This window comes from Cupriavidus gilardii (assembly GCF_013347325.1).
GTDB lineage: Bacteria > Pseudomonadota > Gammaproteobacteria > Burkholderiales > Burkholderiaceae > Cupriavidus > Cupriavidus gilardii.
In genome coordinates, this window is the sequence record NZ_CP054624.1 from 1,396,751 (window position 1) to 1,420,654 (window position 23,904).

Here is a 23,904-nt window from a genome sequence, read left to right on the forward strand (position 1 = left end):
ATAGAATGCGAGCCTGCCGTCAGTCCTTGACGCCGCCGGCGGTCAGCCCGCGCACCAGGTATTTGCGCACCAGCAGCGTGAATGCGACCACCGGCAGCATCACCAGCGTGCCACCCGCGGCGATCTTGGTCCATTCCCAGCCTTCGTACTGCAGGAAATTGACGATCGCGACGGGCGCGGTCACGGCGTTGGTCCGGGTCAGGATCAGCGCGTAGAAGAAGTCGTTCCACGAGAAGATGAAGCACAGCACCGCGGTGGCCGCCACGCCCGGCGCCGTGAGCGGCAGCGTGACGCGCCAGAACGCGCTCCACACGCCGCAGCCGTCGATCCAGGCCGCCTCTTCCAGCGCGGCCGGTACGGCCTCGAAGAAGCCCTGCATCAGCCAGATCACCACGGCCAGGTTGAACGTCAGGTAGACAAGGGCCAGCCCCCAGACGGTGTCGAGCAGTCCGATCCAGCGATACGCCAGGAAGAACGGGATCGTGAAGGCGATCGGCGGTGCCATTCGCGTGATCAGGATCCACAGCGCGACGCGGCCACGCGAGCGGAAACGCCAGCGCGTCAGCGCATACGCCGCCGGAACGCCGAACACCAGCGACAGCGCGGTCGACAGCGTGCTGACCAGCAGGCTGTTGCCGAACGAGCGGGCGAAGTTCCCTTGGAGCAGCGCACGGAATGCCTCGAGCGTCGGCGTAAACAGCAGGCTGTCGTCGAACGCGCCCTCGGCCGGCCGGAACGCGATCTGCACCAGCCACAGGAACGGGAACATCAGCACCAGCAGCAACGCCAGCGCCAGGGCCACACGGGCGTGGCGGCGCCACCAGCGCAGCGGCGTGGCCGTCGACCGTCGCAGCCCGCGCGTATCGCTATGGGCCGTGTCGCGCTGCCGCGGCAGTCGCAGCGTGTCAGTCGTCGCGTTCATTCGCCTCGCTCCCCTTGAACCGGCTGATCGACCAGCTGATGACGAAGACCGCGGCCAGCATCACCACGGCAATCGCACTGGCATAGCCCCAGTACGAGAAATTGAAGGCCTGGATAAAGCCGTAGAAGTTGGTGACCTCCGTGACCGTGCCCGGCCCGCCATTGGTCAGCACATAGATCAGCGGAAACGCCTTGAAACTGTCGATCAGGCGGAACAGCGCGCATACCACCAGCACCGGACGGATATACGGCAGCACGATGTAGCGGAACAGCTGCCAGCGGTTGGCGCCGTCGATGCGTGCCGCTTCCAGCGGCTCGTCCGGGATCATCTGCAATGCCGCCAGCACCATCAGCATCGTGAACGGAAACCACTGCCAGGTCTCGGCGATGCTGATGGCCCACAGCGCGGTATCGGGATTGGCGATCAGCGAGCGTAATGGCAGGCCGATCTGCTCCAACGCACGATGCAGCGGGCTGACGTCGGGCGTGTACAGGATCTTCCAGATCAGCGCGACGACGATCGGCGGCAGCACCATCGGAAACAGGAAGACCGAACGAATCGCCGCCAGCACGCGGGAGTTCGCGTTCAGCAGCAGCGCGATGGCAAGGCCCAGGACGAGCTGCAGGGTCACGCTGGACAGCGACAGCCGCAGCTGCACCCACAAGGAGCCGAGAAAGCGAGGGTCGTCGAGCGGTTGCCGGTAGTTGACCAGCGGATCGTCGAAGCGGAACGTTCCCACCGGGTCGAGCAGGTTCAGCGGCGTCAGGCTGATCACCAGCAACGTGGCAGCCGGCACCAGCGTGATGGCGCCCAGGATCAGCAGCGACGGCGCGAGCCCGAACAGGAAGGCACGGCGCCGCTCGGCTTCCCAGCCACGCGACGGCGCGGCGTGCCGGATCGAAACGGAGTTCGCCATCAGACAGCCACACCTGCCCGCTTCAGTTCCGCGATCGCCGCGGCCTGCGCCTGCTTCATTGCGCCGGCGGCGCTCTGCTGGCCCGAAACGATCAGCTCGATTGCCTTGTTCAGCTGCTGGTCGACCTGCGGATAAACCGACACGGTGCGGTACTTCATGTGGCCCTGCTTGCCCGACAGCTCGATCGAATCGGTGCACAGCTTCGCGATGTCATAGCCGTTGACGACCTGCCGCTTGCGGAACACGTCGGCGTCGATGTCCGAGCGGCGCGACGGCGAGCCATAGCCAGCGGCCACCGCGCGCCGCGTGATCGTCTTCGAGGTGGCCCAGACGATGAACTGCCAGGCCGCGTCCTTGTTCTTGCTGCCCACCGGTATGCCGTAGCCATGCACCGCGGTGCCCGGGAAGCGGCCGGCCGGCCCCTTTGGCACCAGGCCCCACGCGGCCGTTTGCGCGGCCTTGCTGGAGGCGGGATCACCGACCTGCGACAGATAGATCTGTCCAAGCGTGCTGAAGTTGCTGCGGCCGGCCTTCAGTGCCTGCACGGCCTGGTCCGGCGTATACGAGACGGCGCCATCGGGGCCGAACTCGCGCAGCAAGCGGGCGAAGTAGTCGGCGGCGGCAATCGCCTCCGGCGTATCGAGCGTGGGATAGAGGTCGTCCGGCGCCTTGCGGAATACGTCGCCGCCGAACGCATGCAGATATGGCGGAAACGTCCAGCCGTAGTGGTTGTCGGTGACGAAGCCGGCCACGCGATCCTTGCGATTGACGGCCTTCAGCGTCTTGACCAGATCGTCGGTGGTATCCGGGTAGGCAAGTCCCGCGGCCTTGACCAGGTCGAAACGGGACGCGGCGCTGATGGTCACCTCGGCGGTCCAGGGCACGCCATAGAGCTTGCCATCGCGGCCGGTCTCCGGCGCGCGGGCGCCGGGCAGGAAATCGTTGATGTCGAACTCGGCCGGCGTTCGGCCGGGGTCCTTGATGAAATCGTCGAGCGGCGTCAGCCAGCCGGACTGGATCCAGCGGCTCGAATAGATGAACGTCACGTTCACCACGTCGAAGCCCGAGCCCTTGGTCGACAGCTCCAGATCGACCCGCTGGTTGTAGACCGGAAAAGACGGCGTGTCGAAATTGACCTTGATGCCGGTCTGCGCCTCGAACTCGGGCAGCCATTGCCGCAGCAGCTTCTGGTATGGCGCGCTGAATGCGGAAACGTTGAGCACGACGCCGGCGTGTTTCCGGGCACCTTGCGCAAAGGCCGGCGCTCCCAGCAACGCACCGGCACCCAGTGCCGCACCGGCGCGCAGCACGCGGCGGCGGCCCGCATCAAGCGCGCTCGCGTCAGCGCTGTGGCCCGGGGCTGCTACGGAGTCGCCAGGTTCAAATGCAGTGGTCATGTCCTGTCCTGATGCAATGGCATGAATCACTGCTGCGCGGCGGCAGTCAGATCGACACTGCGGCGGCCGTCGACGCCGACCGGCACGTCGCCGGTCACCGTCACGCGCCGCACCACCCGGTGCTGGTCGCCATAATCGTTCAGCGCGTAGTGCTGCGTGGCGCGGTTATCCCAGATCGCCACGTCGCCGGGCGACCAGCGCCAACGCACCGTGTTCTCCAGCCGCACCACGCGGTTTTGCAGCACGTCCAGCAGATGCCGCGATTCGCTGGTCGAAAGCCGCGACAGCCGCTTGATGAAATGCCCGAGCAGCAGCGCGCGTTCACCGGTTTCCGGATGGACCCGCACAACGGGATGCTCGGCCTCGATGACCTTGCGGGTAAAGACCGCGCGGTATTTCTTGCGCCCTTCGGCCTCCTGTTCGCTGGCGCCGTCGTCGACGCGCGTTTCCGCATAGTCGAAGTCGTTGCCGTGGACGGCCCACAGGCGATCGGCGATCGCCTTCAGTTCTTCCGGCAGCGCGTCATAGGCGGCCACCGTGTTGGCCCAGACGGTATCGCCGCCAACCGGCGGCAATACCACCGCCCGCAGGATGCAGACCTTGGGCGGCGCAACCTTGAAGGTCACGTCGGTATGCCAGGAATCGGCGCGGCCGCCGTGACGCGAATCCAGTTCGAGGAAGGCGGTGCCATCCGGTGCAGGCACGGTAGGATGCGATTCGATTTCGCCCCACAGCCGCCCAAACGCCTGGTGGGTCGCGTCGTCGAGATGCTGCTGCCCGCGCAGGAACAACACGCGGTGTCGCAGCAAGGCGGCCTTCAGCGCCGCCAGCGTGCTCGGGGCCAGCGAGCCCGACAGGCGCAGCCCGCGAACTTCTGCCCCGATGCGGGGCGAAACCGGAACGATGTCCAGCTCGGTGGACGTGGTTTCAGGGCGATCCTGGATGACGGCGCTCATCGGTTCTCCGTGGCAATGAATGGGACCAGACAATGGTATGGGCCCCTTTCCGCCAGGAGAACGAAGTAAAACGTATGTCGATATTCGCGCGCCCTAATCGATCGGCGTCAGAATCGGCGCCCCCTGCTTCTTGATCAGGAACACGACGAACTTCGCCGGTTGCGTCTTGCTGGCGTTGCGCCCGACCGTGTGGATATCGTTCGGCCCTTCGTGGAAGGTCTCGCCGGCCTTGAGCGTGACCTCCTTGCCGCCCTTGACGCCCATCACGATGCTGCCCTCGAGCACATAGACGAAGCCGTGGGCGTCGTGGCGATGCACCGGGTCGGCGCCGCCGGGCGCGTAATCGACGACGATCATCTCGACTTCCTTGCCGGGGTATTCCGGCAACGGCTGCGTCAGCAGCGGCTTGACCGAGACGCCTTCTCCGGCCGCGATGGCGGGCGGCACCATCATCATGGAGGACAGCAGCAACGTTGCCGCAAAGGCAGTGACTGGTTTCATGATTTCACTCCAGATTCTTGGACAGTTCCTCAAACCGACACGGTGATGACGGTATGCATACCCTCGCGGGCGATCTTTGCGTAAGGACAGAGCCGCTCGGTATGGCGGACCAGTTCTTCGGCGACCGGCTTGTCGACACCGGGCATCCGGATGTGGATGTCGGCAGTCAGCCCATAGCCGCCGTCAGCGGGATCGCGGCCAAACGACACCTTGACCGCGACCGTCGCTGCCGTGACGTCGATCTGCTCGCGCTGGGCCAGCAGGCTCAGCGCCCCGTGGAAGCAGGCCGCGAAGCCCGCCGCGAAAAGCTGTTCGGGATTGGTGCCGCCGCCCGGCCCGCCGAGTGCCGCCGGCAAGCGCAGGTCGAGATGCAGGCTGCCATCGTCCGATCGCGCGACGCCCGATGCGCGGCCATGCCCTGCCTCGCCTCCCGACACCGTCACGGTGGTCGTGTACAGCTCGGCGAAGTCGCTGCCGCGATATCGGTCGAGCAGCGTCAGCGGCGGCGGCTTCAGCCCCTTGGTTGTCATAGGGCCTCCGCGCCTACTCGACCTGAGATTGGCGCATCCAGTCCTCGAAGCTGATGCGCCCCAGATGGGCCTGTCCCTCCGGCACCAGCGAGCCCGTCTGCAGCTCTGCGCCGAAGTAGCGGGCGGCGGGATCGACCTTGACCGTGCGCGAATCTCCGATCGCCTGCAGATAGCGCTGCACGATGTCGCTCATCTTGAACGGCTCGGGACCGGCGATCTCGACGATGCCGTTCGCGGGCGCGGCCAGCGCGCGATCGGCCACGGCTTGCGCGACGTCGTCCGACGAAATCGGCTGGATCAGCGCCGGCGACAACCGGATCGTGTCGCCCTGCGCCGCCGCTTGCGCGATGCCGCCGAGAAACTCCAGGAACTGCGTCGAGCGGACGATCGTATAGGGCACGCCGGACTCGCGGATCAGGGTCTCCTGCGCGAGCTTGGCGCGGAAGTATCCGTTCTTCGGCAGCCTGTCGGTGCCGACCACCGACAGCGCAACGTGGTGTGCGACGCCCGCTTCCTTCTCGGCGGCGGCCAGATTGCGCGCCGATGTCTCGAAGAAATGCAGTACCGCGGCGTCCTCGAACGACGGCGAATTGGCGACGTCCACCACCACCTGCGCGCCGGCCAGCGCTTGCGCGAGCCCTTCGCCGGTCAGGGCGTTGACGCCGGTTTGCGGCGACGCGGCGACCACCTGATGCCCCTGGGCCGACAGCCTCGCCACGACTTTCTTGCCGATCAGGCCCGTGCCGCCAATGACAACGATCTTCATGATGCTTCTCCCTGCTGTGAGTGGAAGTGGAACGACTTCACGCTCATGCTAGGGGTCGCGCATCGCGCGCACCAGACCGATGCCGAAACCACGGTGTTTCCCGATCGGCACCAATCGGAGCGGGCAGACCGGAGCAGGCAGACCGCTCGAAAGGAATGCGCGGATCAGCGATTGACCTTCAACCGGTATTCGCTGGGCGAGAGCCCGAAGTGCCGGTGGAAAGCGACACGCATGCGTTCCTCGCTGCCAAAGCCGCATTCGCGCGCAATCTGGTCGACCGGCTTGTCAATGTCCTGCAGCATGCCGCGCGCCGCCTCCATGCGGAAGTGCTCGACGCCCTTGGCCGGCGTGCGCCCGGTCTTTTCCTTGTAGACCCGCGCGAAGTTGCGCGGGCTCATGCCGACGCGATCGGCCAGTTGTTCGACCGACAGGTCTTCCCGCGACAGATTCTGGGCGATCCACAAATGCAGCGTCTCGAACACCGGTACCTGCCGGCTCTGCGCGATCAGCATTTCGCTGAGCTGCGGCTGCGCGCCCGGGCGCTTCATATAGACCGCGAGTTCCTTGGCGACACTGAGCGCCACATCGTGGCCGCAATCGGCTTCGACCATGGCCAGCGCCAGATCGATGCCGGTGGTGACGCCGGCGGACGTCCACAGGTTCTGCTGCTGGACGAAGATCGCGTCGGCATCCAGATCGACCGTGGGGAACATCTGGTGAAACCGGCCCAGCATCGCCCAGTGCGTGGTGGCGCGCTTGCCATCGAGCAGCCCGGCGTGCGCCAGCAGGAACGCCCCGCTGCAGACCGAGGCCGTCCGCCGGACCTTGCCGGACACCGTGCGCAGCCATTCGATCAGTGACCCGGAGTCCTTCGCAACCTCCAGGATCTTCGGCGAGCCCGGCACGATCACCGTGTCGACGGTGCGCGGGTCCAGGCTGTCGAGCGCGACCGACTGCATCGCCGTGCCCTCGACCGCCGCGACGGCACCGCCACGCTCGCTGGCGACGTGGCAGCGATATTCCGGCATGCCGCGCTCGCGCGCATAGTGGGACGCCGCCCAGAACACGGTCTGCGGACCGGCGAAATCGAGCAGGCTCACGTCGGGATACAGCACGAACACGACGTTGCGCGGCATGTCTTCAACGTGTGCGGCGGGGGAGAATGAGCGATTCAATTGCATGGCACCCGGGATGGCGACAACGGATGGTATGTCCGCCCCAAGATGGCATGCAAGATCGTGTCGATGCCGCAATGCGGCAATGCGATGCCGTTCCCATTTCCGCACCAATTTCGCGCACATCGGGCAAAACACCGGGAAACAGGCTGGCAGCCTGGCAGAAAATCAGGGAACGCTGTCATTTACGATACAGCGGCGCCTGATTAGCATCCAGGCACGCCATATCTCTGCGCGGCCATGCATTCAGGGAGTGCTGAAATGAACGAACCGGAAACGGCGGAACGCGCCTTCCGCCTCAGCCTGCCCAATCGCGCGGACGCGCTGTCCACCAGCTTCGCGGCCAGCTATGCCGGCATCATGGCCTTCATGGCGGTGGCCAGCGAGGGCAGCTTCGCCAAGGCCGGCGAGCGCCTGGGCATCGGCCGCTCGGCCGTCAGCCGCAACGTGCAGAAGCTGGAAACCCAGCTCAGCACGCGGCTGTTTCTTCGTACCACGCGCACCACGCAGCTGACGCGCGAAGGTCAGCGATTCTTCGAAAACTGCCATCAGGGTGTCACGCATATCGTCGAAGCGATGAACGACATGCTGGAGCTACGGGAGGGCCCGCCGCGCGGCCTGATTCGCATCAGTTCGACGGTGGGATTCGGCCGCAAGATCGTCGCCCCGCTGCTGGAGCGCTTCATGAAGGCCTATCCGGATATCGCGATCGACCTGCTGCTCGACGACAAACCCACGGATTTCGCCGCCGAGCAGATCGATGTCGCGTTCCGCAATGGCCGCATCGAGGACTCCAGCATCATCGCCAGGCGGCTGATTCCGATGCAGATGGCATTGTGCGCATCGCCCGCCTATGCGGCCGCGCGCGGATTGCCGCGGACGCTCGAACAATTATCGGAGCACGACTGCATCAATTTCCGCTTTGCCAGCGGGCGGATATTCGAATGGGAATTCAAGGTCGACGGCAATGTGCGCAAGCTCATGCCGACGGCACGGCTGACCTTCAACGACGCCGATCTGGTGCTCGATGCGGTGCTGCAGGGCTGGGGCATCGCGCAGATGGCCGGATACCAGATCTGCGGTCACCTCGCGAACAAGGAACTGGTCGTCGCGCTGGACCGCCATTCGCCCGACGATCGCGGCCACTACATCTGCTACCTCAGCCGCCAGCACCTGCCGACCCGCATCCGCGTCTTTATCGACTTCATGACCGAGCAGATCCGCGCGCTGGATCTCGATTGCCTGACCCAATTCAACGACCACACGTTGGGACAGGAATTGGCGGCTTGAAACCCGGTGCTTCGGCCCGGCGCGCTTCACTGCTCCCTATCGCCCGACAAAGCGCGGCACGCGTTTCTCCTTCCACGCCAGCGCCCCCTCCTTGATGTCCTCCGATTGCACCGAGCGCTGCATGTCGGCGGTCAACGCCTCGACGTCGAGCACGCCGCGCGCGATCGCGTTCAGATGCTTTTTCATGCCGAACACCGAGATCGGCGCCAGCGAAGCGATGGTGGAAGACAGCTGCTCGACGCGCTCGCGCAGCGCACCGGCCGGCACCAGCTCGGTCAGGAAGCCGCAACGGAACATCGCCTCGGCATCGATCTTTTCGGCGGTCAGGAACAGATGCTTGGCGGCATTCAGTCCCAGCCGGGAGACATAACGCTCCATGCCGCGCTGGTAGAAATGCAGGCCCAGGCGGGCGGCCGGCATGAACATCTCGGTGGCCAGTGTGCCGATGCGGAAGTCGCAGGCGAGCGCGAGATCGGTGCCGCCGCCATAGACGCCGCCGTGAATCTCGGCAATGGTCACCGGGCGGCAATCCTCGAGCGCATTGACCAGCGGCTCGAACCCAGCGCCGCGCTGCCCCGCGGCCAGCTTGCCGATATCGAAGCCGCTGCAGAAGTACTTGCCGCTGCCGCGAATCCGCAGCACCAGCACATCGGCCTCATTGACCGTGTCGACATGCTGGCGCAGCGCGGCCAGGTCGTCCGGCCCCAGCCGGTTGGCGACGTCCGGCCGGCTCAGCGTGATGGTGGCGATGCGGTCTTCGATCTGGAGGATGGGGAGCGATCCGGTGTCTGACATGGCTGACCTTGTAATGAGAGGGAGTAATCGAATCAAGGGGAAAGGAATGCCGCCTATGCGCTCGCCAGGGCATCGTCGAAACGGTCGATCCGCGCTTGCGCAAAGGCGGGACGGGCCTGTACCCGTTGCCACCAGTCGGCCACGGCGGGAGCGGAATCCGCTGACAGCGCATTGACATCGAGTTCGGCGAGCCGCGCGACGAACGGCACGGCGGCGATATCGGCCAGCGTGTAGCGATCGCCAAGCAACCAAGGACCGCAATCCGCCAGCATCGCCTCCATCTTCGGCACGATGGCCTTCAGCTGGTCCAGCGCGGCGCGCTTCTCGTCCTCGGTATAGGGCTGTCGCGCGACGCGCAGCCACGCCTCGCGCCGTTGCGCGGTCGGCACGCGAGCCAGCCGTTCGGCCAGCTCGGCGTCCGTCCATTGCGATGCCTGGGCCTGGAACACCAGGCTCCAGTTCAGGATCAGCAGGTTCGGCAGCGCGCGCTCGTCGGTCCAGCGAATGAAATTGCGCATCACGGCGCGCCGATAGGGATCGGCCGGCCGCAGCGGCGGCTGCGGATGCGTGTCGTCGAGGTATTCGCAAATGGTGCTGCTTTCGTGCAGCGCCCGGCCGTCGTCCAGCACAAGCCCCGGCACCACGCCGTTGGGGTTCACGGCCAGATAGGCCGCGGAGTGATGCTCCTGCCGGCGCATGTCGACCGGCACGCTGTCGTAGCGGATGCCCTTCTCCGCCAGGCACAGGCGCACCCGCCGCGACGCGCTGGACAGCCAGCTGTGATAGAGCTTCATGCCGGTTCTCCTCGCTACACCGGCGATGCCGGTTCCATCATTGATCGTTGGGCCTAAGGAATCAGCACCACGGCGCCGCTGGTCTGCCTGGCTTCGAGCTGACGATGGGCCTCGCGCGCATCGGCAAAGGCAAAGCGCTGCCCCACTTCGAGCCGGACATGGCCGGCGGCAACCGCTTCGGTCAGCGCCGCCATGCCCTTGCGTAACGAGGCGGCATCGGCAATGAAGGTGCGCAACGTGGGACGACAGACCATCAGCGATTTCGCATGCAGCAACTGCAGGTCGAACGCCTCGACGTCGCCGGACGCGGTGCCGTAGTTGATCGCCATGCCGAGCGGCCGCAGGCACGACAGCGACGGCACGAACACGTCCTTGCCGACCGCGTCATAGACCACCGCGACGCCGCGGCCATCCGTCAGTTCGAGCGTGCGCGCGACGAAATCCTCGCGGCGATAGTCGATCGCGTGATGGCAGCCATGGGCCAGCGCGATCTCGCGCTTGGCCTCCGAGCCCACCGTGCCGATCACTGTCGCGCCCAGCGCCCGTGCCCATTGGCACAGGATCACGCCCATGCCGCCGGCCGCCGCATGCACCAGCACCGCATCGCCGGCTTGAACCGGTGAAATTCGGCGCAGCAGATATTCCGCGGTCAGGCCACGCAGCAGCGTGGCGCCCGCCACGTCCTCCGGGATCTGCGGGGGTAATGGCACCACGCGTGCCGCGGGAACATTGCGCACCACCTGGTAGGCCCCCGGCTGGAAACACGCCACCGATTGGCCGACCTGCAGTCCGCTGACGCCCGGCCCCACCGCTTCGATTCGCCCTGCCCCCTGCGAGCCGAGAACGACCGGGAACGACGTCGGCTGATGCGGGCCGTGGCTGCCGCGCCGTTGATAGATGTCGGCGAAATTGACCCCGATCGCGCGCTGCCGGATCCGGACCTCGCCCTCGCCGGGCGGCGGCACGGCGACCTCGACGAACTGCAGTTCGTCCGGGCCGCCGTTTCTCTGTATTTGTATTGCCGCCGAATGCATACGGTTCCTTGATGGGAAAACGCGTCCGCGTACTGAACGTCACTTGCTGGCGCGGGGCCATGACCGACTCGCAAAGTGTGGACGGGCTACCGCCAGCCGCACAGCGCAAAGTCTAGGACACGATCTGGCCGTCCGCATCCATATAACCCCCTATTCGTATACAGACGATTGTTGTGCGTATACTCGCCGCACCCTCTCTTTCCTTCCGCGCCATGGCCCAATCCGACTCCCGACTCCCCCTGCACGGCATCAACGTCCTGGACCTCACTGTCGCCCGCGCCGGCCCTGCCGCGGTCCGGCTGCTTTCGGACTGGGGCGCCAATGTGATCCGGCTCGAGCCTCCGCCGCCGAAGGACCACGGCTCGGTGACGGGCCAGCGCCGCGGCTCGGACGAGCAGAACCTTCACCGCAACAAGCGCAGCATGTGCGTGGACCTGAAGACGCCGGAAGGCGCGCAGATCCTGGCGCGGCTGCTCGAGAACACCGACGTGGTGGTCGAGAACTTCCGTTCGGTGGTCAAGGCGAGGCTCGGGTTGACGTACGAGGCGCTGAGCGCGCGCAATCCGCGCGTGATCCTGGCCAGCATCTCGGGCTTCGGCCAGGACGGCCCATACAGCGAACGGCCCGGGGTCGACCAGATCGTCCAGGGCATGTGCGGCCTGAGCTCGGTGACCGGCGAGCCCGGGCGCGGGCCGGTCCGTGTCGGCATCGCGATCTCCGATACGACGGCAGGCATGTTCCTGGGCCAGGGGATCTTGCTGGCGCTGTTCCATCGCGAACGGACCGGGCGTGGCCAATGGGTCCATACCTCGCTGATCGAGTCGATGTTGAACAAGCTGGATTTCCAGGCGGCGCGCTACACGGTCGACGGCGAAGTGCCGACGCAGCAGGGCAACGCGCATCCGACCCTGGTGCCGATGGGGACCTATCGCGCCAGCGACGGGCTCGTCAATATCGCGGCCAGCACGCAGCGCATGTGGGCCAATTTCTGCCAGGCGCTGGAGGCGCACGATCTGCTCGACCACGCCGACTATCGCGACGCGCGATCGCGTGCCCGCAATCGGGTGCGGCTCGACGAAGCGATCCAGGCCCACACCTCGCGCTTTACCTGCGCGGAATTGATGGCGCGGCTCAATCCGGCCGGCGTGCCTTGCGGCCCCGTCCTCGATATCGGCCAGGCCTTCGAGGACCCGCAAGTGCGGCACCTCGGCATGACCCGGTCTGTGCGCCACCCCGTGCTCGGCGAACTGGACCTGCTGCGCTCGCCGATCAATCTGTCCGCCGCGCCCCATCCCGAGCGCTTTGCGCGCGCTGCGCCGGACCCGGGCGAGCAGACCGACGAGCTGCTCGGCGAGTTGGGCTTTGCGCCGGAGCTGATCGCGCAGTGGCGCGACAAGGGCGCGATCGCCTGACGAACGGCCCAAGGGCCGGACTGAGGAACGGCCTGACGATGGATGCGGGGCCGCAGAGCCCATCGACCCATACAACACGACAAGGAGACACCGATGCACAGCCATTCCACAGCGACCTCTGCGGCCTCTGCCACTGTCGCGGCCCTGGCGGCCGTGGGTCTGATCGCCGTCGCCGCGCCTGGCGCCGCCAGGGCGGAGGGCTATCCGAACAAGCCGATCCGGCTGGTGATCGGCTACACCCCCGCAGGCGCGGCCGACTTCGTTGCGCGCGTGGTCGGCGAGGCGATGTCCAAGGAGCTGGGGCAACCGGTCGTCGTCGAGAACAAGCCCGGCGCCGGCAGCACGCTCGCATCGGCATGGCTGGCGCAGGCGCCGGCGGACGGCTATACCCTCGGGCTCGCTACCGCGACGATCTACGGCATGGACCAGCACCTGTACAAGGTCAAGTACAAGCCCGACAGCTTCACGCCGATTACCCGGCTGACCATCTCGCCGCTGATCCTGGCCGTCAACAAGGACCTCGGCATCGCCGATGTCAAGACGCTGGCCGCCAAGGCCAAGGCGAATCCCGGCAAGTTCAACTACGCGTCGTCGGGCATCGGCGGCTCGCCGCATGTCGCGGGGCTGTCGTTCGCGAATGCGATCGGCGTCGACATGACGCACGTGCCGTACAAGGGCGGCGCGCCGGCCTTGCAGGCGGTGGCCGCGGGCGAAGTGGAATTTTCCTTCGGCACGGCCTCGTCGGTGCTGCCGCTGGGCACGCAGGGCGTGGTCAAGATGATCGGCGTCACGACACCGCAGCGCTCGGCCGTGGCGCCGGGCCTGCCGACCATTGCCGAGCTGGGACTGCCGGGCTTCGACTACACCTTCTGGTTCGGACTGTTCGGACCGGCGGGACTGCCGAAGGACGTGACAGACAAGCTCTATGCGGCTGCCACCAAGGTGCTGGCCGATCCGGCGATCCGCACGCGCCTTGTCGACAACGGCAGCGAGCCGGCGCCGTCGCGCTCGCCGGCGGAGTTCAAGCAGTGGGCGCAGCAGGATGGCAAGGTCGCGCTGCAGCGCACGGTGCAGGCCGGTGTGAAGATCGACTGAACGTCGACTGAACGTCGACTGAACGTCGACTGAATGATCGACTGAATGATCGACTGAATGATCGACTGAATGATCGACTGAATGATCGACTGAATCGCGGCGCGCACCCAGGCGCGCCCTCCTTCAGCGCGGCGCCTTGGCGCCGACCGCCTCGTCCGGCATCGACGCGATCATGTCCGCATAGACGTTCCCGCCGGTCGAGATATGCTCGACCATCGCGCGGGCCGCCGCCTCTTCATCGCCGCGCAGGATGGCTTCCATCACCGCGCCATGCTCTTCGAGCGAGGCACGGATGCGCGCGGGCTTCTCGAAGCGGTAATCGCGCATGCCGCGCATGCGGGCCCGCATCGTGCGGATCTGCGCGCTGAGGATCTCGTTGCGGCAGGCCTCGTAGATGACCGCGTGGAACCCGTCGTTGGCCTCGCGGTAGCGGTCCGCGCTCGCCTGCGCCGCGGCCTGCTGGCAAGCCGCGTAGGCCTCGCGCAGCGCCTCGCGTTCGGATTCGGTAATGCGCCGCGCCGCGAGCTGGGCCGCCAACGCCTCCAGCTGGACCAGGATCTCGCTCATCGCGACGTATTCGCGCAGCGTGATGGCCGATACGATCGCGCCGCGGCGCGGCACCAGGTCCACCAGCCCCGCCGACGCCAGCCGGATCAATGCCTCCCGCACCGGCGTACGCGATACCGAGAAACGCGACAGCAATTGCTGCTCGTCGAGTTGGGCGCCGCTGGCCAGCTTGCCGGAGAGGATCTCCTGTTCGATGGTGGCGCGGATCGTTTCCGCCAGACTCGTTCGCTCTTCGGGCATGCGGCAGGGACATCGGTTTTGAGTGGGGCCAATTCTACTACGGCGCCCCTCGAAACCGGCTTTTTTGCATGCACTGCGACGCGTTGTGTGTACGAAGCGGAAGACGGCGGCTCGATCCGCGGCGGAAACCTCGGTGGTCCCAGCGTTTTTACCGCCGCATGCAATTTTTTCGCCGGCGGGCACGCCCGCGAAGGCCGCCGTCGCGGGCGTCCTGCGTTCGCGGGCCTCGTTGCACCGCCTGGCGGCGCGCAGGACAGAGCTGGGCGTGGATATTGCTGAACGAGGCATACCCATCCACGATCAAGGGAGAACATGCCATGCCCATTCGTATCATTCGCACCAAAGCACTCAGCGTCCTCGGTGCCGCCGCCTGCTCCCTGCTGCTGTCCTCGGCGGTGATGGCGCAGGGCACCAGCACCGCGCCGAAGAACACGGCGCCCGGCAATATGCCCGCCACGACCGCAACGGATGAGAGCGGCACGCGCGGCACCGCCCGCGATACCAGCAAGCTGGTGCGCGCCGACCGCAGCTTCCTCGAGAACGCAGCACAAGGCGGCCTGGCCGAGGTCGAAGGCAGCAAGCTGGCCGAACAGAAGGCCTCCAGCGCCGACGTCAAAACCTTCGCGGCCCGCATGGTCAAGGACCACACCATGGTCAACGAGGAGCTGACCAAGCTGGCCTCGAGCAAGGGCTATACGCCGCCGACCGAACCGTCGGTCGTGCAGCGGACCGAGCTCAAGGGGCTCAGCGCGCTGGACGGCGAGCGCTTCGACAAGATGTACGCCAGCCGGATCGGCGTCGCCGCGCATGAAAAGACGGTCAAGCTGTTCCAGGAAGCCGCGAAGAATGCGAAGGACCCCGATATCAAGGCCTTTGCCGCCAAGCACGTGCCGGATCTGGAGCAGCATCTGCAGATGGCGCGCGACCTGAACAAGAAGGTCGGCAACGACAAGTAAGCCCTCGTCGGGCCCGCAACGCGGGCAGGCCGCCGTCGATCGCCAGCATCGGCAGCCACATCGTCGCCAGATAGGCCGCTACCTGCAAATTCGGCGGCATCGCGGCGGCGGCCTGCAAACCCGGCCCGCACAGCACCGGCATCGCCACGACCATCGCGGCGATCCGCAGTGCCATGGCGCTCGTCCCGTTCCGTATCCCCGCACGCGGCAGTCCGCAACCGAGCATCATTGCGGCGCTGCTGACCGGAAAGGCGCGCAGGTGGTCGGCCGTCCATTGCCCGAAGGCGGCCGGGTCGATCCACGGGCCCGAGGTGGCGCAGCGCTGCAGATACAGCGTGGCGCCGCGCCACAGGTCATCGAGCGCGAGATCGGCGGCCATCGCGCCGGCCGCGATGGCAATGGCGAGGGACAGGCGAGCCCTCAATCCGATGCCGCCCCGCCATGGCAGCAGTGGCCGGCCTGAGCCGGCGCGGCAGCCTGTACCGCCGAGCCCTCCGTGCCGCAGCAGTTGCCCGGCAGCACCGGCGCCTGCACGCCGCTGTGGTTGCAGCATCCGCCCTTCCACCAGCGCGCGCCCTCGCCTTCGCAGTACTTCGCGTCGGCATCGACCATCCGCATGAACATCGGGTGGTAGTTGCGGCAGACCTCCAGTTCGGTCTTGACCCAGTGCAGCGGGTCCTTCGCATAGTGCGACCAGTAGTCGCCCTGCATATTGATGCCGGGCACCGCCGGATTCCAGCTCTCGTCGAGCCACAGGTCCGGATCGCCGTACTTCGCGCACAGCTTGCGGATCGCGGGATCGTCGAGCGCCAGCAGCCGGCCGTTCTCGATGATGTTCTCGTTGTCGCCGGACCGTTCGGTCGTGTACGTCGGGAAGTAGAGGTGCAGGTGCCAATGGCCGACCAGGTGCCCCATCCTGGCGGCCTCGCGCTCGGCCATCGACGAGATGATGGTGCCGAAGCCCATATGGATGACGCCGGAGCGCACGCGTTCGTACAGGCAATTGACGAAGCCCGACGGAAAGTCCTTGCGCGGCCGATGGATATGCGGATTGGTGCCGATCGACGCCTCCCACCAGTACATCAGGCCCTTGCCCGGGAAGGTCGGATACTGGATGTCCCTGGTCTGCTCCATCACGTTGCGCAGCTTGTCGCCGAATTCGCCGCCGGCATTGATGCGCGTGATCTTCGAATTCTCGACGACGAGCTGGGTCCAGTCGCAGGGCGCGATATGGTTGGTGGTGCCGGCGATCACGCCGCAGCCGTCCTCCTTGAACGGGTGGAACATCCACGGGCGTCCGGTGATATGTCCCGGCAGATAGGTCTTGCCGAAATGCTCGTTGCCGCGCCAGGTCGCCGCGGTCAGGTCCGGGTGATAGAACTCGCGCCGCGCGTCCCAGTAGTCGTCGTGATTGGTGAAGCTGATGTCGGTGCCTTCGGGGTCCGTAATGCGCGCGCGCCGTGCGGTACGGATCCGATCCCAAGTCCAGCGGTCGATCGCGTTGATCACCTCGATCGGCATCGCATGCGCGGGCGAGGCCAGGATTTCCGGCGTGATGAACGGCATGCGCTGGATCTTGATGAAGCGCTCCGCCAGCACCGGGCCGCCATAGCCCATCAGGATCTTGTCGTACTGCTGCTTCTTCTCTTCCTCCTCCCACATGTCCATCCACTGCGCCAGCTCGCGCGTGCGGAACAGGTAGTAGTCGACCTCGTCGGCGCCGACCCAGGTCGGGATCGGACCGCGATCGACCTTCTGGATCTCGTACTTGACCTTGTACTTCTCGAGGATGCGCTGGCACGCCTGGATCGTCAGCTCGCTATGCCAGTTGTCGACGCGCAGCAGCACGCGTTCGCCCTCCTTCAGGTCCCAGCAGGCGTTGAGCCCGTGGTTGTACGGACGGCGCGCGACGTGCTCCAGATACGGCAGCAGCTGGTCGGCGTCGGTGATCTCGACGAACGGCGGGCAGCGCGGGCGGCGGCTGTCCTTCAGCGGCGGACGGTCGTAATGCGGCAGCCCGCTGCGATCGTCGGCGGCGGGCGAGCGGGTATCCGGGTTGGCGTCGAGATTGCGGCCGGCGTTGGTGGCGAGATTTGCGGTCATGTCTGTCTCGGTTCTTGTGAGGGATCGAGGGGCGTAGAGAATCAGGCGATGCGAAGATCCGGCGGTCAATCGACGCTGGCCCCGGAGCGCTTGACCAGCGCCCCCCAGCGTTCGTATTCGGCGCGGACGAACTGCGCGAAGGCCGCGCTCGATTGCGGTACCGGCTCGGCGCCGCGGTCCAGCAGTTGCTGCCGCAGCGCGGGATCGGCCAGCGCCTTCTGGATCGCCGCGTGGACCTTGGCGGCCACCTCCGCCGGCGTACCCTTCGGCACGAAGATGCCGTCCCACGCGCTGACCTCGAAGCCGGCCACGCCCTGCTCCGCCACGGTCGGCACATTGGGGAAGCTGGGCACGCGCTGTGCCGTCGTCACCGCGAGTCCCTGCAACTTGCCGGCGCGCACCGCCGGCATGACGTTGGGCATCACCTCGATCATCAGGTCGACCTGGCCGCCCATCAGATCCGTCAGCGCCAGTGCGCCGCCGCGGTACGGCACATGCACCATCGAGACGCCGGTCGACGCCTTCAGCAGTTCGGACGCCAGATGCGAGGTGGTGCCATTGCCGGCCGACGCGACCGTGTATTTGCCGGGATTGGCCTTGAGCACCTGCAGCAGCTCCGGGAAATTCTTCGCGGGAAAGCCGGGACGCGTGACCACCATCGTCGCAATACGCGTCAATTGCGCGACGGGCACGAAGTCCTGCATCGCGTCGAAGCCGGTGCGCTTGTACAGCGCGTGATTGATCGCGAAGGTGCCGTTGGTGCCGTACAGCAGCGTGTAGCCGTCGGGCGCCGCCTTGGCCGCGGCCTGCGAACCGATGTTGCCGCCGGCGCCAGCCACGTTCTCGATCACCAGCGTCTGGCCGAGCTCCTTGCCGACGCGGGTCATCACCAGGCGGGCCAGCGTGTCGCCCCCGCCGCCGGCAGGGAACGGCACGATCAGGCGGATCGCCTTCGACGGATAGGGCTCGGATGCGGCGAACGCAGGTGCGGCGCCGGCCAGCAGCCCGGACGCGATGGCGATGGCCACCGCTCGGCGGCGCAGGGAAACGGCGGGCGAGCGAGAGGCTCGCCGCCTGGGAAGGCGGGATGGCACGGTCTTGTCTCCTGTCCGGCATGTTAGCGATGTTTGCATGCAAACACGCATTTGTATGCCTTGTATTGTCGTTACAATCTTGTTTTTGCATGCAGTATTGGCGATGCGCACGACTGCGTCAAGCCGCCCCCGTGTCATAATGAAGCCCGGCATGTTCTCCTTAATGCACTTTTAAACGATGGCCTCTCAGATCGAACGCGTGACGATGGAATTGCGGCGCCGCATCCTGGCAGGCGAGCTGCAGGCCGGCGAACGGATCCGCGAGGTGCAGTTCTCGGGAGAGCTGGGCGTATCGCGGACCCCGCTACGGCTGGCGCTGGGCGAGCTGGAAAAGGAAGGACTGCTGGAGCGGCTGCAGACGCGCGGCTTCCGCGTGCGTCAGGTCACGCTCGACGAAGTGGCGATGGCGATCGACGTGCGCGGCACGCTCGAAGGGATGGCGGCCCGGCTGCTGGCCGAGCAAGGCGTCACCAGGGCGGTATTGGAGGAGCTGCAGGCCTGCGTCGACGAAGGGCGCCTGCTGGTCGAACAGGCGCTGCTCGGCCGCGATACGCCGGTCGATACCGCACGCTGGGCAACGATGAATGCGCGCTTTCATCGGGCACTGGTGGAAGGCGCGGCCAATCCCGCGCTGGCATCGGCGCTCGACCATATCGCCAGGACGCCGATGGCCGGCCCCGGAGCACTGGGCGCGGCGGGCGTGCAGCCGTCGCTGGAACTGGCCTTCGTGCAGCGCGCCCAGTTCGATCACGAAGATGTGGTGCGGGCCATCGTCGCGCATGAAGGCGCGCGGGCGGAAGCGCTGATGCGCGAGCATGCACGCCGCAGCCGCGACAACAAGCGCGCGCTGGTGCAGGGGCTGCATCCGGCGACGTAGCGGCCCCCCCCGCCTCGCCTCGCCTCGCCTCGCCTCGCCTCGCCTTGCTTCGCTTCGCCGTGCCGTGCCGTGCCGTGCCGTGCCGTGCCTTACAGCATATGGGCCAGAAACTCGCGCGTGCGGGGATGCTGCGGCGCGCGGAAGAACGCCTCGGAGGGCGCGCTCTCGACGATGCGGCCCTGGTCCATGAAGACGACCCGGTGCGCAACCTCGCGCGCAAAACCCATTTCGTGCGTGACCACCAGCATCGTCATGTGGTCGTCCGCCAGCTGCCGCATCGTGCGCAGCACCTCGCCGGTCAGCTCCGGGTCCAGCGCCGAGGTCGGCTCGTCGAACAGCATGATGTCGGGCTCCATCGCCAGCGCACGCGCGATCGCCACGCGCTGCTTCTGCCCGCCCGACAGCCGCGACGGATAGTTGTCGCGCTTGTCCAGCAGCCCGACCTTGCGCAGCAGCGCATCGGCCGTCGGCACGATGGTCTCGCGGGACATGCCCTTGACCGTCATCGGCGCCTCGATGATGTTCTGCAGCACCGTCATGTGCGGGAACAGATTGAACGACTGGAACACCATGCCCATCTTGCGGCAGATGCGGCGCACCTCCGCGTCGGGCACATAGCGGCTGCGCTGGTCCGCCCCGGGCTCGGCCAGCGTCTCGCCCTCGATCTCGATGCTGCCGCCGTCGATCGTCTCCAGATGATTCAGGCAGCGCAGCAGCGTGCTTTTGCCCGAACCGGACGGCCCGATCACCGCCACCACCTCGCCCTTGCGCAACGTCAGCGAGACGCCGTGCAGCACGCGATTGGCGCCGAACGACTTGACGATATCGCGGGCGTCGATCATCACCGGGCGCTCCTGCCCTTCGCCCCCGCGGGCCTGCGGCTCATTGATCGTGTGCGGCATAGCGTTTTTCCAGGCTTTGGAACATCCAGGTCAGCAGCAGCGTCATCAGCAGATAGAACGCCGCGGCGACCAGGAAAGGCGTGGTGGTGAAGTCGCGCTGCACGATGCCGCGCGCGGTGCGCAGGATGTCGTTCAGCGCCAGCACGTAGATCAGCGAGGTGTCCTTGACCAGCGTGATGGTCTCGTTGCTGACCGGCGGCAGCACGCGCCGCACCATCTGCGGCAGCACCACGCGGCGCATTGTCTGCAGGTAGGTCATGCCGAGCGCCTTGCTGGCTTCGTACTGGCCGCGGTCCACGGACTGGATGCCGGCGCGGAAGATCTCGGCGAAATACGCCGCGTAGTTCAACGCGAAGGCCACCACGGCCGCGGGGAAGTCGGGCAGGCGCACGCCGACGACTGGCAGCAACGGCAGCGCGAAATAGACGAACAGCAACTGCAGCATCAGCGGCGTGCCCCGCATCAGCCAGATATAGCCGTTGACGGCGACGCTCAGCGGCCGCCATGCCGACAGCCGCGCCAGTGCCAGCGCCAGGCCGAGCGGCACCGACAGCGCCAGCGTGATGAAGAACAGCGAGAGCGTGATCCGCGCGCCCTGCGCCATCGGTCCCAGCAGGGAGAGAACGTAGTCCATGGATCGAAACCCGGCGCGCGGGATCCAGAAAAAAGCGGCGCCCCGTGAAGGGGCGCAGCGAGCTTGCTTACTTGATCAGATTCGCGCCGAACCACTGCTGCGCGATGCGGGCAGCCGTGCCGTCCTGCTTCATCTCGGCCAGCGTCTTGTCCAGCTGCGCCAGCAGCTCGGCGTCGTCCTTGCGCAAGCCCACGCCGTAGTCCTCGGTGCCGAAGTTCTCGTCGAGCACGCGGTACTCGCCGGCGCGCTTGCTGACCAGATAGCGGCCCACGACCTCATCGACCACGATGGCATCGAGGCGGCCCGCCGACAGGTCCATCAGCGCGGTCACGTTGTCGCCGAAGGTCTTCAGCTCCTTGATGCTGGCGGCGACCTGCGCTTCCTTGCGGATCGCGTCGACCGCGCTGCTGCCGTCCTGGGCGCCGACGATGCGGCCGGCCAGGTCGGCCTTGGCCTTGATCGGCGAGCCGCTGCCCACGACGATGATCTGGTGGTTGCTCATGTAAGGCGCCGTGAAGCTGATGTTCTTCTTGCGCTCTTCGGTGATGGTCAGGCCGTTCCACAGCACGTCGACGCGCTTGCCGTTCAGTTCGGCCTCCTTGGCGCTCCAGTCGATCGGCTTGAATTCGACCGTCATGCCCAGCCGGCGCGCGGCCTCCTTGGCCATGTCGATATCGAAGCCGACGATTTCATTGTTGCCATCGCGAAAGCCCATCGGCGGGAAGTTGTCGTCCAGGCCGACCACGACGGTCCTGGCGGCCGCGGCCGGGGCGCTGGCGCCGCCGGCCGCCGCCGGGGCTTGTTCGGACTTGCCGCAGGCGGCGAACAGGGCCACGGCGGAGACGATCAGGAGGGCTTTCAGTGTTTTCATGATGTGAGAGGCGCGGAGCGAGAGAGATCAGTGCAAAGGCGGGCGACGCCCGCAGGCCATCCGAATCCCGCCCGCTTCGGCGCGGTGAGATGGCGGCAAACCCGCCATTATACGAAAGACCGATCCGGCCGGAGAATGTGGCGCACAGGCCGGCGGCGTCTGTCCGTGTCGTCTATTCTTTAGCAATGTGCTAAATCCTTTAGCAATGCGAACCCGAAAGGTGACGACATGGCCGCACGCTCCATTGCCTCCCTCTCGCTGAGCTTCGGCTTGGTTTCCATCCCGGTCCGAGTCTTTTCGGCGACCGAAAGCAAGTCCGGCGTCGGTTTCAACCTGCTGCACAAGGGCTGCGGCTCGCGGCTGCGGCAGCAGTACGTGTGCCAGCGCGAGGGCGTGGTGGTCGAACGCGCCGACATGGTCAAGGGCTACGAGTTCGAGAAGGACCGCTACGTGGTCTTCACGCCCGAGGAGCTCGATGCGCTGGAGACCGGCGCGCGCCACACGATCGACATCGTCGCCTTCATGCCGACCGGCGCCATCGATCCGATCTATTTCGACGAGGCCTACTATCTGGCCCCCGACAAGCGCGGCGCCAAGCCGTACAGCCTGCTGACGGAGGCGATGCGCAAGACCGGGACCTGTGCGCTGGCCACCTGGGTGTGGAAAGGCAAGCAGTACATGGTGCAGGTGCGCGCCAACGACGACGGCCTGGTGCTGCAGCAATTGCTCTATGCGGACGAGGTCCGCTCGATGGCCGATCTGAACGTCGAGCGCACCGACATCCGTCCCGCCGAACTGACGCTGGCCGAGCAGCTGATCGAGCAGAGCACGGTCGAAGCCTACGACCCCGCGGCGTATCAGGACGAGGAGAAGCAGCGCGTGCTGGCCGAGATCGACAAGAAGATCGAGGGCAAGAAGATCACGGTATCGGCGACGGCCGAGCGGCCCAGCGAGGGCGGCGAGGTGATCGACCTGATGGCGGCGCTGAAGGCGAGCCTGAGCAAATCGCAGGCCGCGGCGAAGAAGCCCGCCCGCGAGACGGCGCCGCGCAAGGGTGCCAGGCGCGCCGCGGAGCCCGCGACCCCGATCCGACGTACTGCCAGGAAATGAGCGCGGTCGGCAAGGACAGCTTCACGCTGAAGGACATCGAAGGCAAGTTCGGCGTCTCGCGTGGGACGGTGGCGAGCCTGACACGCGCGGGTTTGCTCGAACCGGCCAAGGGCAGCCGCGGCGAGCGCCAGTATTCGTTCCAGGACGTGGTGTTGATCCGCACCGCGGATTCGCTGAAGAAGGCGAATGTCCCGCCGCGCCGCGTCACCCGTGCGTTGCAGCGATTGAAGGCATGGTCGCAGGACCGGCCGCTGTCGGGGGTCCGTATTGCGGCGGTCGGCAATGGCGTGGTCGTCTCGGAACCGCATCGCCAGTGGGAGGTGGAAACCGGCCAACTGGTGATGGAGCTGCAGCCGAGCCGGTCGCAGCCGGGCGCGGTGCTGTCGATCCAATCGGCGAGGAAGGCGGAGGACCGCGCGGACGACCGCGCCGACGTTGGGACCGATGCCGGCAGCGACGCCGGCACGTGGTTCCAGCTGGGGTGTCAGCTCGAAGCGCAGGACATGCGCAAGGCCGAGCAGGCCTACCGCCGCGCGATTGCGATCGCGCCCGACTACGCCGACCCCTATCTGAACCTCGGCTGCCTGCTGACCGAGGCCGGGCGCGTGCAGGAGGCCGAATCGCTGTATCGGGACGCGGTCGCCGCCATCGGCGACGAACCCCTGCTCCATTTCAATCTCGGCGTCACGCTCGAAGATCTGGAGCGATACGAGGACGCGCTGCGCAGCTATCACCGCTGCATCGATATCGCGCCCGACATGGCCGACGCGCATTTCAACGCGGCCCGCCTGCACGAGCAACTGGGCGACGCGCATCGCGCGATCCGGCATTTCAATCAGTACCGGAAGTACTGCCGCTGAGGTCCTGTTGCCGGTGCGTGGTGCGCCGCAAGGTTGAGACTTCTCGACGGCTATGGGATACTCGCCCTGCTTTCGCCCCATTTTTCAGGGCCGATGGAGCAAACGCT

Annotated in this window: 25 protein-coding genes; 7 read left to right on the forward strand and 18 right to left on the reverse strand. The window is 66.5% G+C overall.

The features are described from left to right. Positions 1-19: 19 nt before the first annotated feature. The 8 genes from FOB47_RS06385 to FOB47_RS06420 all read right to left on the reverse strand — a co-directional run bounded on the left by FOB47_RS06385 (position 20) and on the right by FOB47_RS06420 (position 7,124). A complete protein-coding gene (locus FOB47_RS06385; RefSeq protein WP_174780329.1) occupies positions 20-922 on the reverse strand; it encodes a carbohydrate ABC transporter permease in 903 nt (300 codons plus the stop codon). Beyond that, positions 906-1,838 (reverse strand): carbohydrate ABC transporter permease, encoded by a 933-nt coding sequence (locus tag FOB47_RS06390; RefSeq protein WP_174780330.1) that lies wholly within the window; start codon positions 1,836-1,838, stop codon positions 906-908. Before FOB47_RS06390 ends, FOB47_RS06385 begins: the two co-directional genes overlap by 17 nt. Continuing rightward, positions 1,838-3,235, reverse strand: coding sequence for an ABC transporter substrate-binding protein (locus FOB47_RS06395; protein ID WP_244959177.1), 1,398 nt, complete (start codon positions 3,233-3,235; stop codon positions 1,838-1,840). Before FOB47_RS06395 ends, FOB47_RS06390 begins: the two co-directional genes overlap by 1 nt. 26 nt (positions 3,236-3,261) lie before the next feature. Continuing rightward, on the reverse strand, positions 3,262-4,191 hold the full coding sequence (locus FOB47_RS06400) for a TauD/TfdA dioxygenase family protein (RefSeq protein WP_174780331.1): 930 nt from the start codon (positions 4,189-4,191) through the stop codon (positions 3,262-3,264). Between the two features lie 93 nt (positions 4,192-4,284). After that, positions 4,285-4,692 (reverse strand): cupin domain-containing protein, encoded by a 408-nt coding sequence (locus FOB47_RS06405; RefSeq protein ID WP_174780332.1) that lies wholly within the window; start codon positions 4,690-4,692, stop codon positions 4,285-4,287. Positions 4,693-4,721: 29 nt separating this feature from the next. Then, positions 4,722-5,222 (reverse strand): Ohr family peroxiredoxin, encoded by a 501-nt coding sequence (locus tag FOB47_RS06410; RefSeq protein ID WP_174780333.1) that lies wholly within the window; start codon positions 5,220-5,222, stop codon positions 4,722-4,724. Positions 5,223-5,235: 13 nt separating this feature from the next. Then, on the reverse strand, positions 5,236-5,988 hold the full coding sequence (locus tag FOB47_RS06415; RefSeq protein ID WP_174780334.1) for an SDR family oxidoreductase: 753 nt from the start codon (positions 5,986-5,988) through the stop codon (positions 5,236-5,238). 164 nt (positions 5,989-6,152) lie between these two features. Next, positions 6,153-7,124, reverse strand: a complete 972-nt coding sequence (locus tag FOB47_RS06420) for a GlxA family transcriptional regulator (RefSeq protein ID WP_244959178.1) — start codon at positions 7,122-7,124, stop codon at positions 6,153-6,155. A 300-nt stretch (positions 7,125-7,424) separates the two neighbouring features. Here FOB47_RS06420 and FOB47_RS06425 point away from each other — a divergent pair, with 300 nt between their 5' ends. Beyond that, positions 7,425-8,453, forward strand: coding sequence for a LysR family transcriptional regulator (locus FOB47_RS06425; RefSeq protein ID WP_174780336.1), 1,029 nt, complete (start codon positions 7,425-7,427; stop codon positions 8,451-8,453). Positions 8,454-8,489: 36 nt separating this feature from the next. On the opposite strand, the gene FOB47_RS06430 is transcribed toward FOB47_RS06425, so the two are convergent. The 3 genes from FOB47_RS06430 to FOB47_RS06440 are packed head-to-tail and all read right to left on the reverse strand — an operon-like array spanning position 8,490 to position 11,076. Next, a complete protein-coding gene (locus FOB47_RS06430; RefSeq protein ID WP_053823804.1) occupies positions 8,490-9,248 on the reverse strand; it encodes an enoyl-CoA hydratase/isomerase family protein in 759 nt (252 codons plus the stop codon). Between the two features lie 53 nt (positions 9,249-9,301). Next, a complete protein-coding gene (locus FOB47_RS06435) occupies positions 9,302-10,042 on the reverse strand; it encodes a glutathione S-transferase family protein (protein WP_174780337.1) in 741 nt (246 codons plus the stop codon). A gap of 53 nt (positions 10,043-10,095) precedes the next feature. Further along, positions 10,096-11,076, reverse strand: a complete 981-nt coding sequence (locus tag FOB47_RS06440; RefSeq protein WP_174780338.1) for a quinone oxidoreductase family protein — start codon at positions 11,074-11,076, stop codon at positions 10,096-10,098. A gap of 212 nt (positions 11,077-11,288) precedes the next feature. Here FOB47_RS06440 and FOB47_RS06445 point away from each other — a divergent pair, with 212 nt between their 5' ends. After that, positions 11,289-12,488 carry a CaiB/BaiF CoA transferase family protein gene (locus tag FOB47_RS06445; protein WP_174780339.1) on the forward strand — a complete coding sequence of 400 codons (1,200 nt, stop codon included), beginning with the start codon at positions 11,289-11,291 and terminating at the stop codon, positions 12,486-12,488. 93 nt (positions 12,489-12,581) lie between these two features. Beyond that, positions 12,582-13,583, forward strand: coding sequence for a Bug family tripartite tricarboxylate transporter substrate binding protein (locus tag FOB47_RS06450; protein ID WP_244959179.1), 1,002 nt, complete (start codon positions 12,582-12,584; stop codon positions 13,581-13,583). Positions 13,584-13,706: 123 nt separating this feature from the next. Here FOB47_RS06450 and FOB47_RS06455 read toward each other — a convergent pair whose 3' ends face one another. Continuing rightward, the gene (locus tag FOB47_RS06455; RefSeq protein ID WP_053823799.1) at positions 13,707-14,390 is read right to left on the reverse strand and encodes a GntR family transcriptional regulator; all 684 of its coding nucleotides are present in this window, start codon (positions 14,388-14,390) and stop codon (positions 13,707-13,709) included. Between the two features lie 317 nt (positions 14,391-14,707). Between FOB47_RS06455 and FOB47_RS06460 the strand changes: the two genes are divergently transcribed. After that, positions 14,708-15,346, forward strand: a complete 639-nt coding sequence (locus FOB47_RS06460) for a DUF4142 domain-containing protein (protein WP_244959180.1) — start codon at positions 14,708-14,710, stop codon at positions 15,344-15,346. Here FOB47_RS06460 and FOB47_RS06465 read toward each other — a convergent pair. The 3 genes from FOB47_RS06465 to FOB47_RS06475 all read right to left on the reverse strand — a co-directional run bounded on the left by FOB47_RS06465 (position 15,255) and on the right by FOB47_RS06475 (position 18,477). Beyond that, positions 15,255-15,725, reverse strand: coding sequence for a hypothetical protein (locus FOB47_RS06465; RefSeq protein WP_174780340.1), 471 nt, complete (start codon positions 15,723-15,725; stop codon positions 15,255-15,257). The genes FOB47_RS06460 and FOB47_RS06465 overlap by 92 nt on opposite strands. A gap of 41 nt (positions 15,726-15,766) precedes the next feature. After that, a complete protein-coding gene (locus FOB47_RS06470; protein WP_174780341.1) occupies positions 15,767-17,449 on the reverse strand; it encodes a hypothetical protein in 1,683 nt (560 codons plus the stop codon). A 65-nt stretch (positions 17,450-17,514) separates the two neighbouring features. Beyond that, positions 17,515-18,477, reverse strand: coding sequence for a Bug family tripartite tricarboxylate transporter substrate binding protein (locus FOB47_RS06475; protein ID WP_174780342.1), 963 nt, complete (start codon positions 18,475-18,477; stop codon positions 17,515-17,517). A 244-nt stretch (positions 18,478-18,721) separates the two neighbouring features. Here FOB47_RS06475 and FOB47_RS06480 point away from each other — a divergent pair, with 244 nt between their 5' ends. After that, positions 18,722-19,420, forward strand: coding sequence for a GntR family transcriptional regulator (locus FOB47_RS06480; protein WP_174780343.1), 699 nt, complete (start codon positions 18,722-18,724; stop codon positions 19,418-19,420). Between the two features lie 89 nt (positions 19,421-19,509). Here FOB47_RS06480 and FOB47_RS06485 read toward each other — a convergent pair whose 3' ends face one another. The 3 genes from FOB47_RS06485 to FOB47_RS06495 form a co-directional block, all read right to left on the reverse strand. Continuing rightward, positions 19,510-20,262, reverse strand: coding sequence for an amino acid ABC transporter ATP-binding protein (locus FOB47_RS06485; RefSeq protein ID WP_174780923.1), 753 nt, complete (start codon positions 20,260-20,262; stop codon positions 19,510-19,512). Between the two features lie 40 nt (positions 20,263-20,302). Next, positions 20,303-20,956, reverse strand: coding sequence for an amino acid ABC transporter permease (locus FOB47_RS06490; RefSeq protein ID WP_006576339.1), 654 nt, complete (start codon positions 20,954-20,956; stop codon positions 20,303-20,305). Positions 20,957-21,023: 67 nt separating this feature from the next. Further along, positions 21,024-21,827, reverse strand: a complete 804-nt coding sequence (locus FOB47_RS06495) for an amino acid ABC transporter substrate-binding protein (RefSeq protein ID WP_053823793.1) — start codon at positions 21,825-21,827, stop codon at positions 21,024-21,026. A gap of 228 nt (positions 21,828-22,055) precedes the next feature. On the opposite strand from FOB47_RS06495, the gene ku reads away from it, so the two are divergent. Both ku and FOB47_RS06505 read left to right on the forward strand, forming a co-directional pair. Then, positions 22,056-22,937: a non-homologous end joining protein Ku gene (gene ku, locus FOB47_RS06500; RefSeq protein WP_174780344.1), complete on the forward strand. Its 882-nt coding sequence runs from the start codon at positions 22,056-22,058 to the stop codon at positions 22,935-22,937. Beyond that, entirely contained in the window at positions 22,934-23,797 is an 864-nt protein-coding gene (locus FOB47_RS06505; RefSeq protein ID WP_174780345.1) for a tetratricopeptide repeat protein, read from the forward strand. The genes ku and FOB47_RS06505 overlap by 4 nt, the downstream gene beginning before the upstream one ends. The last annotated feature ends 107 nt before the right edge of the window (positions 23,798-23,904 follow it).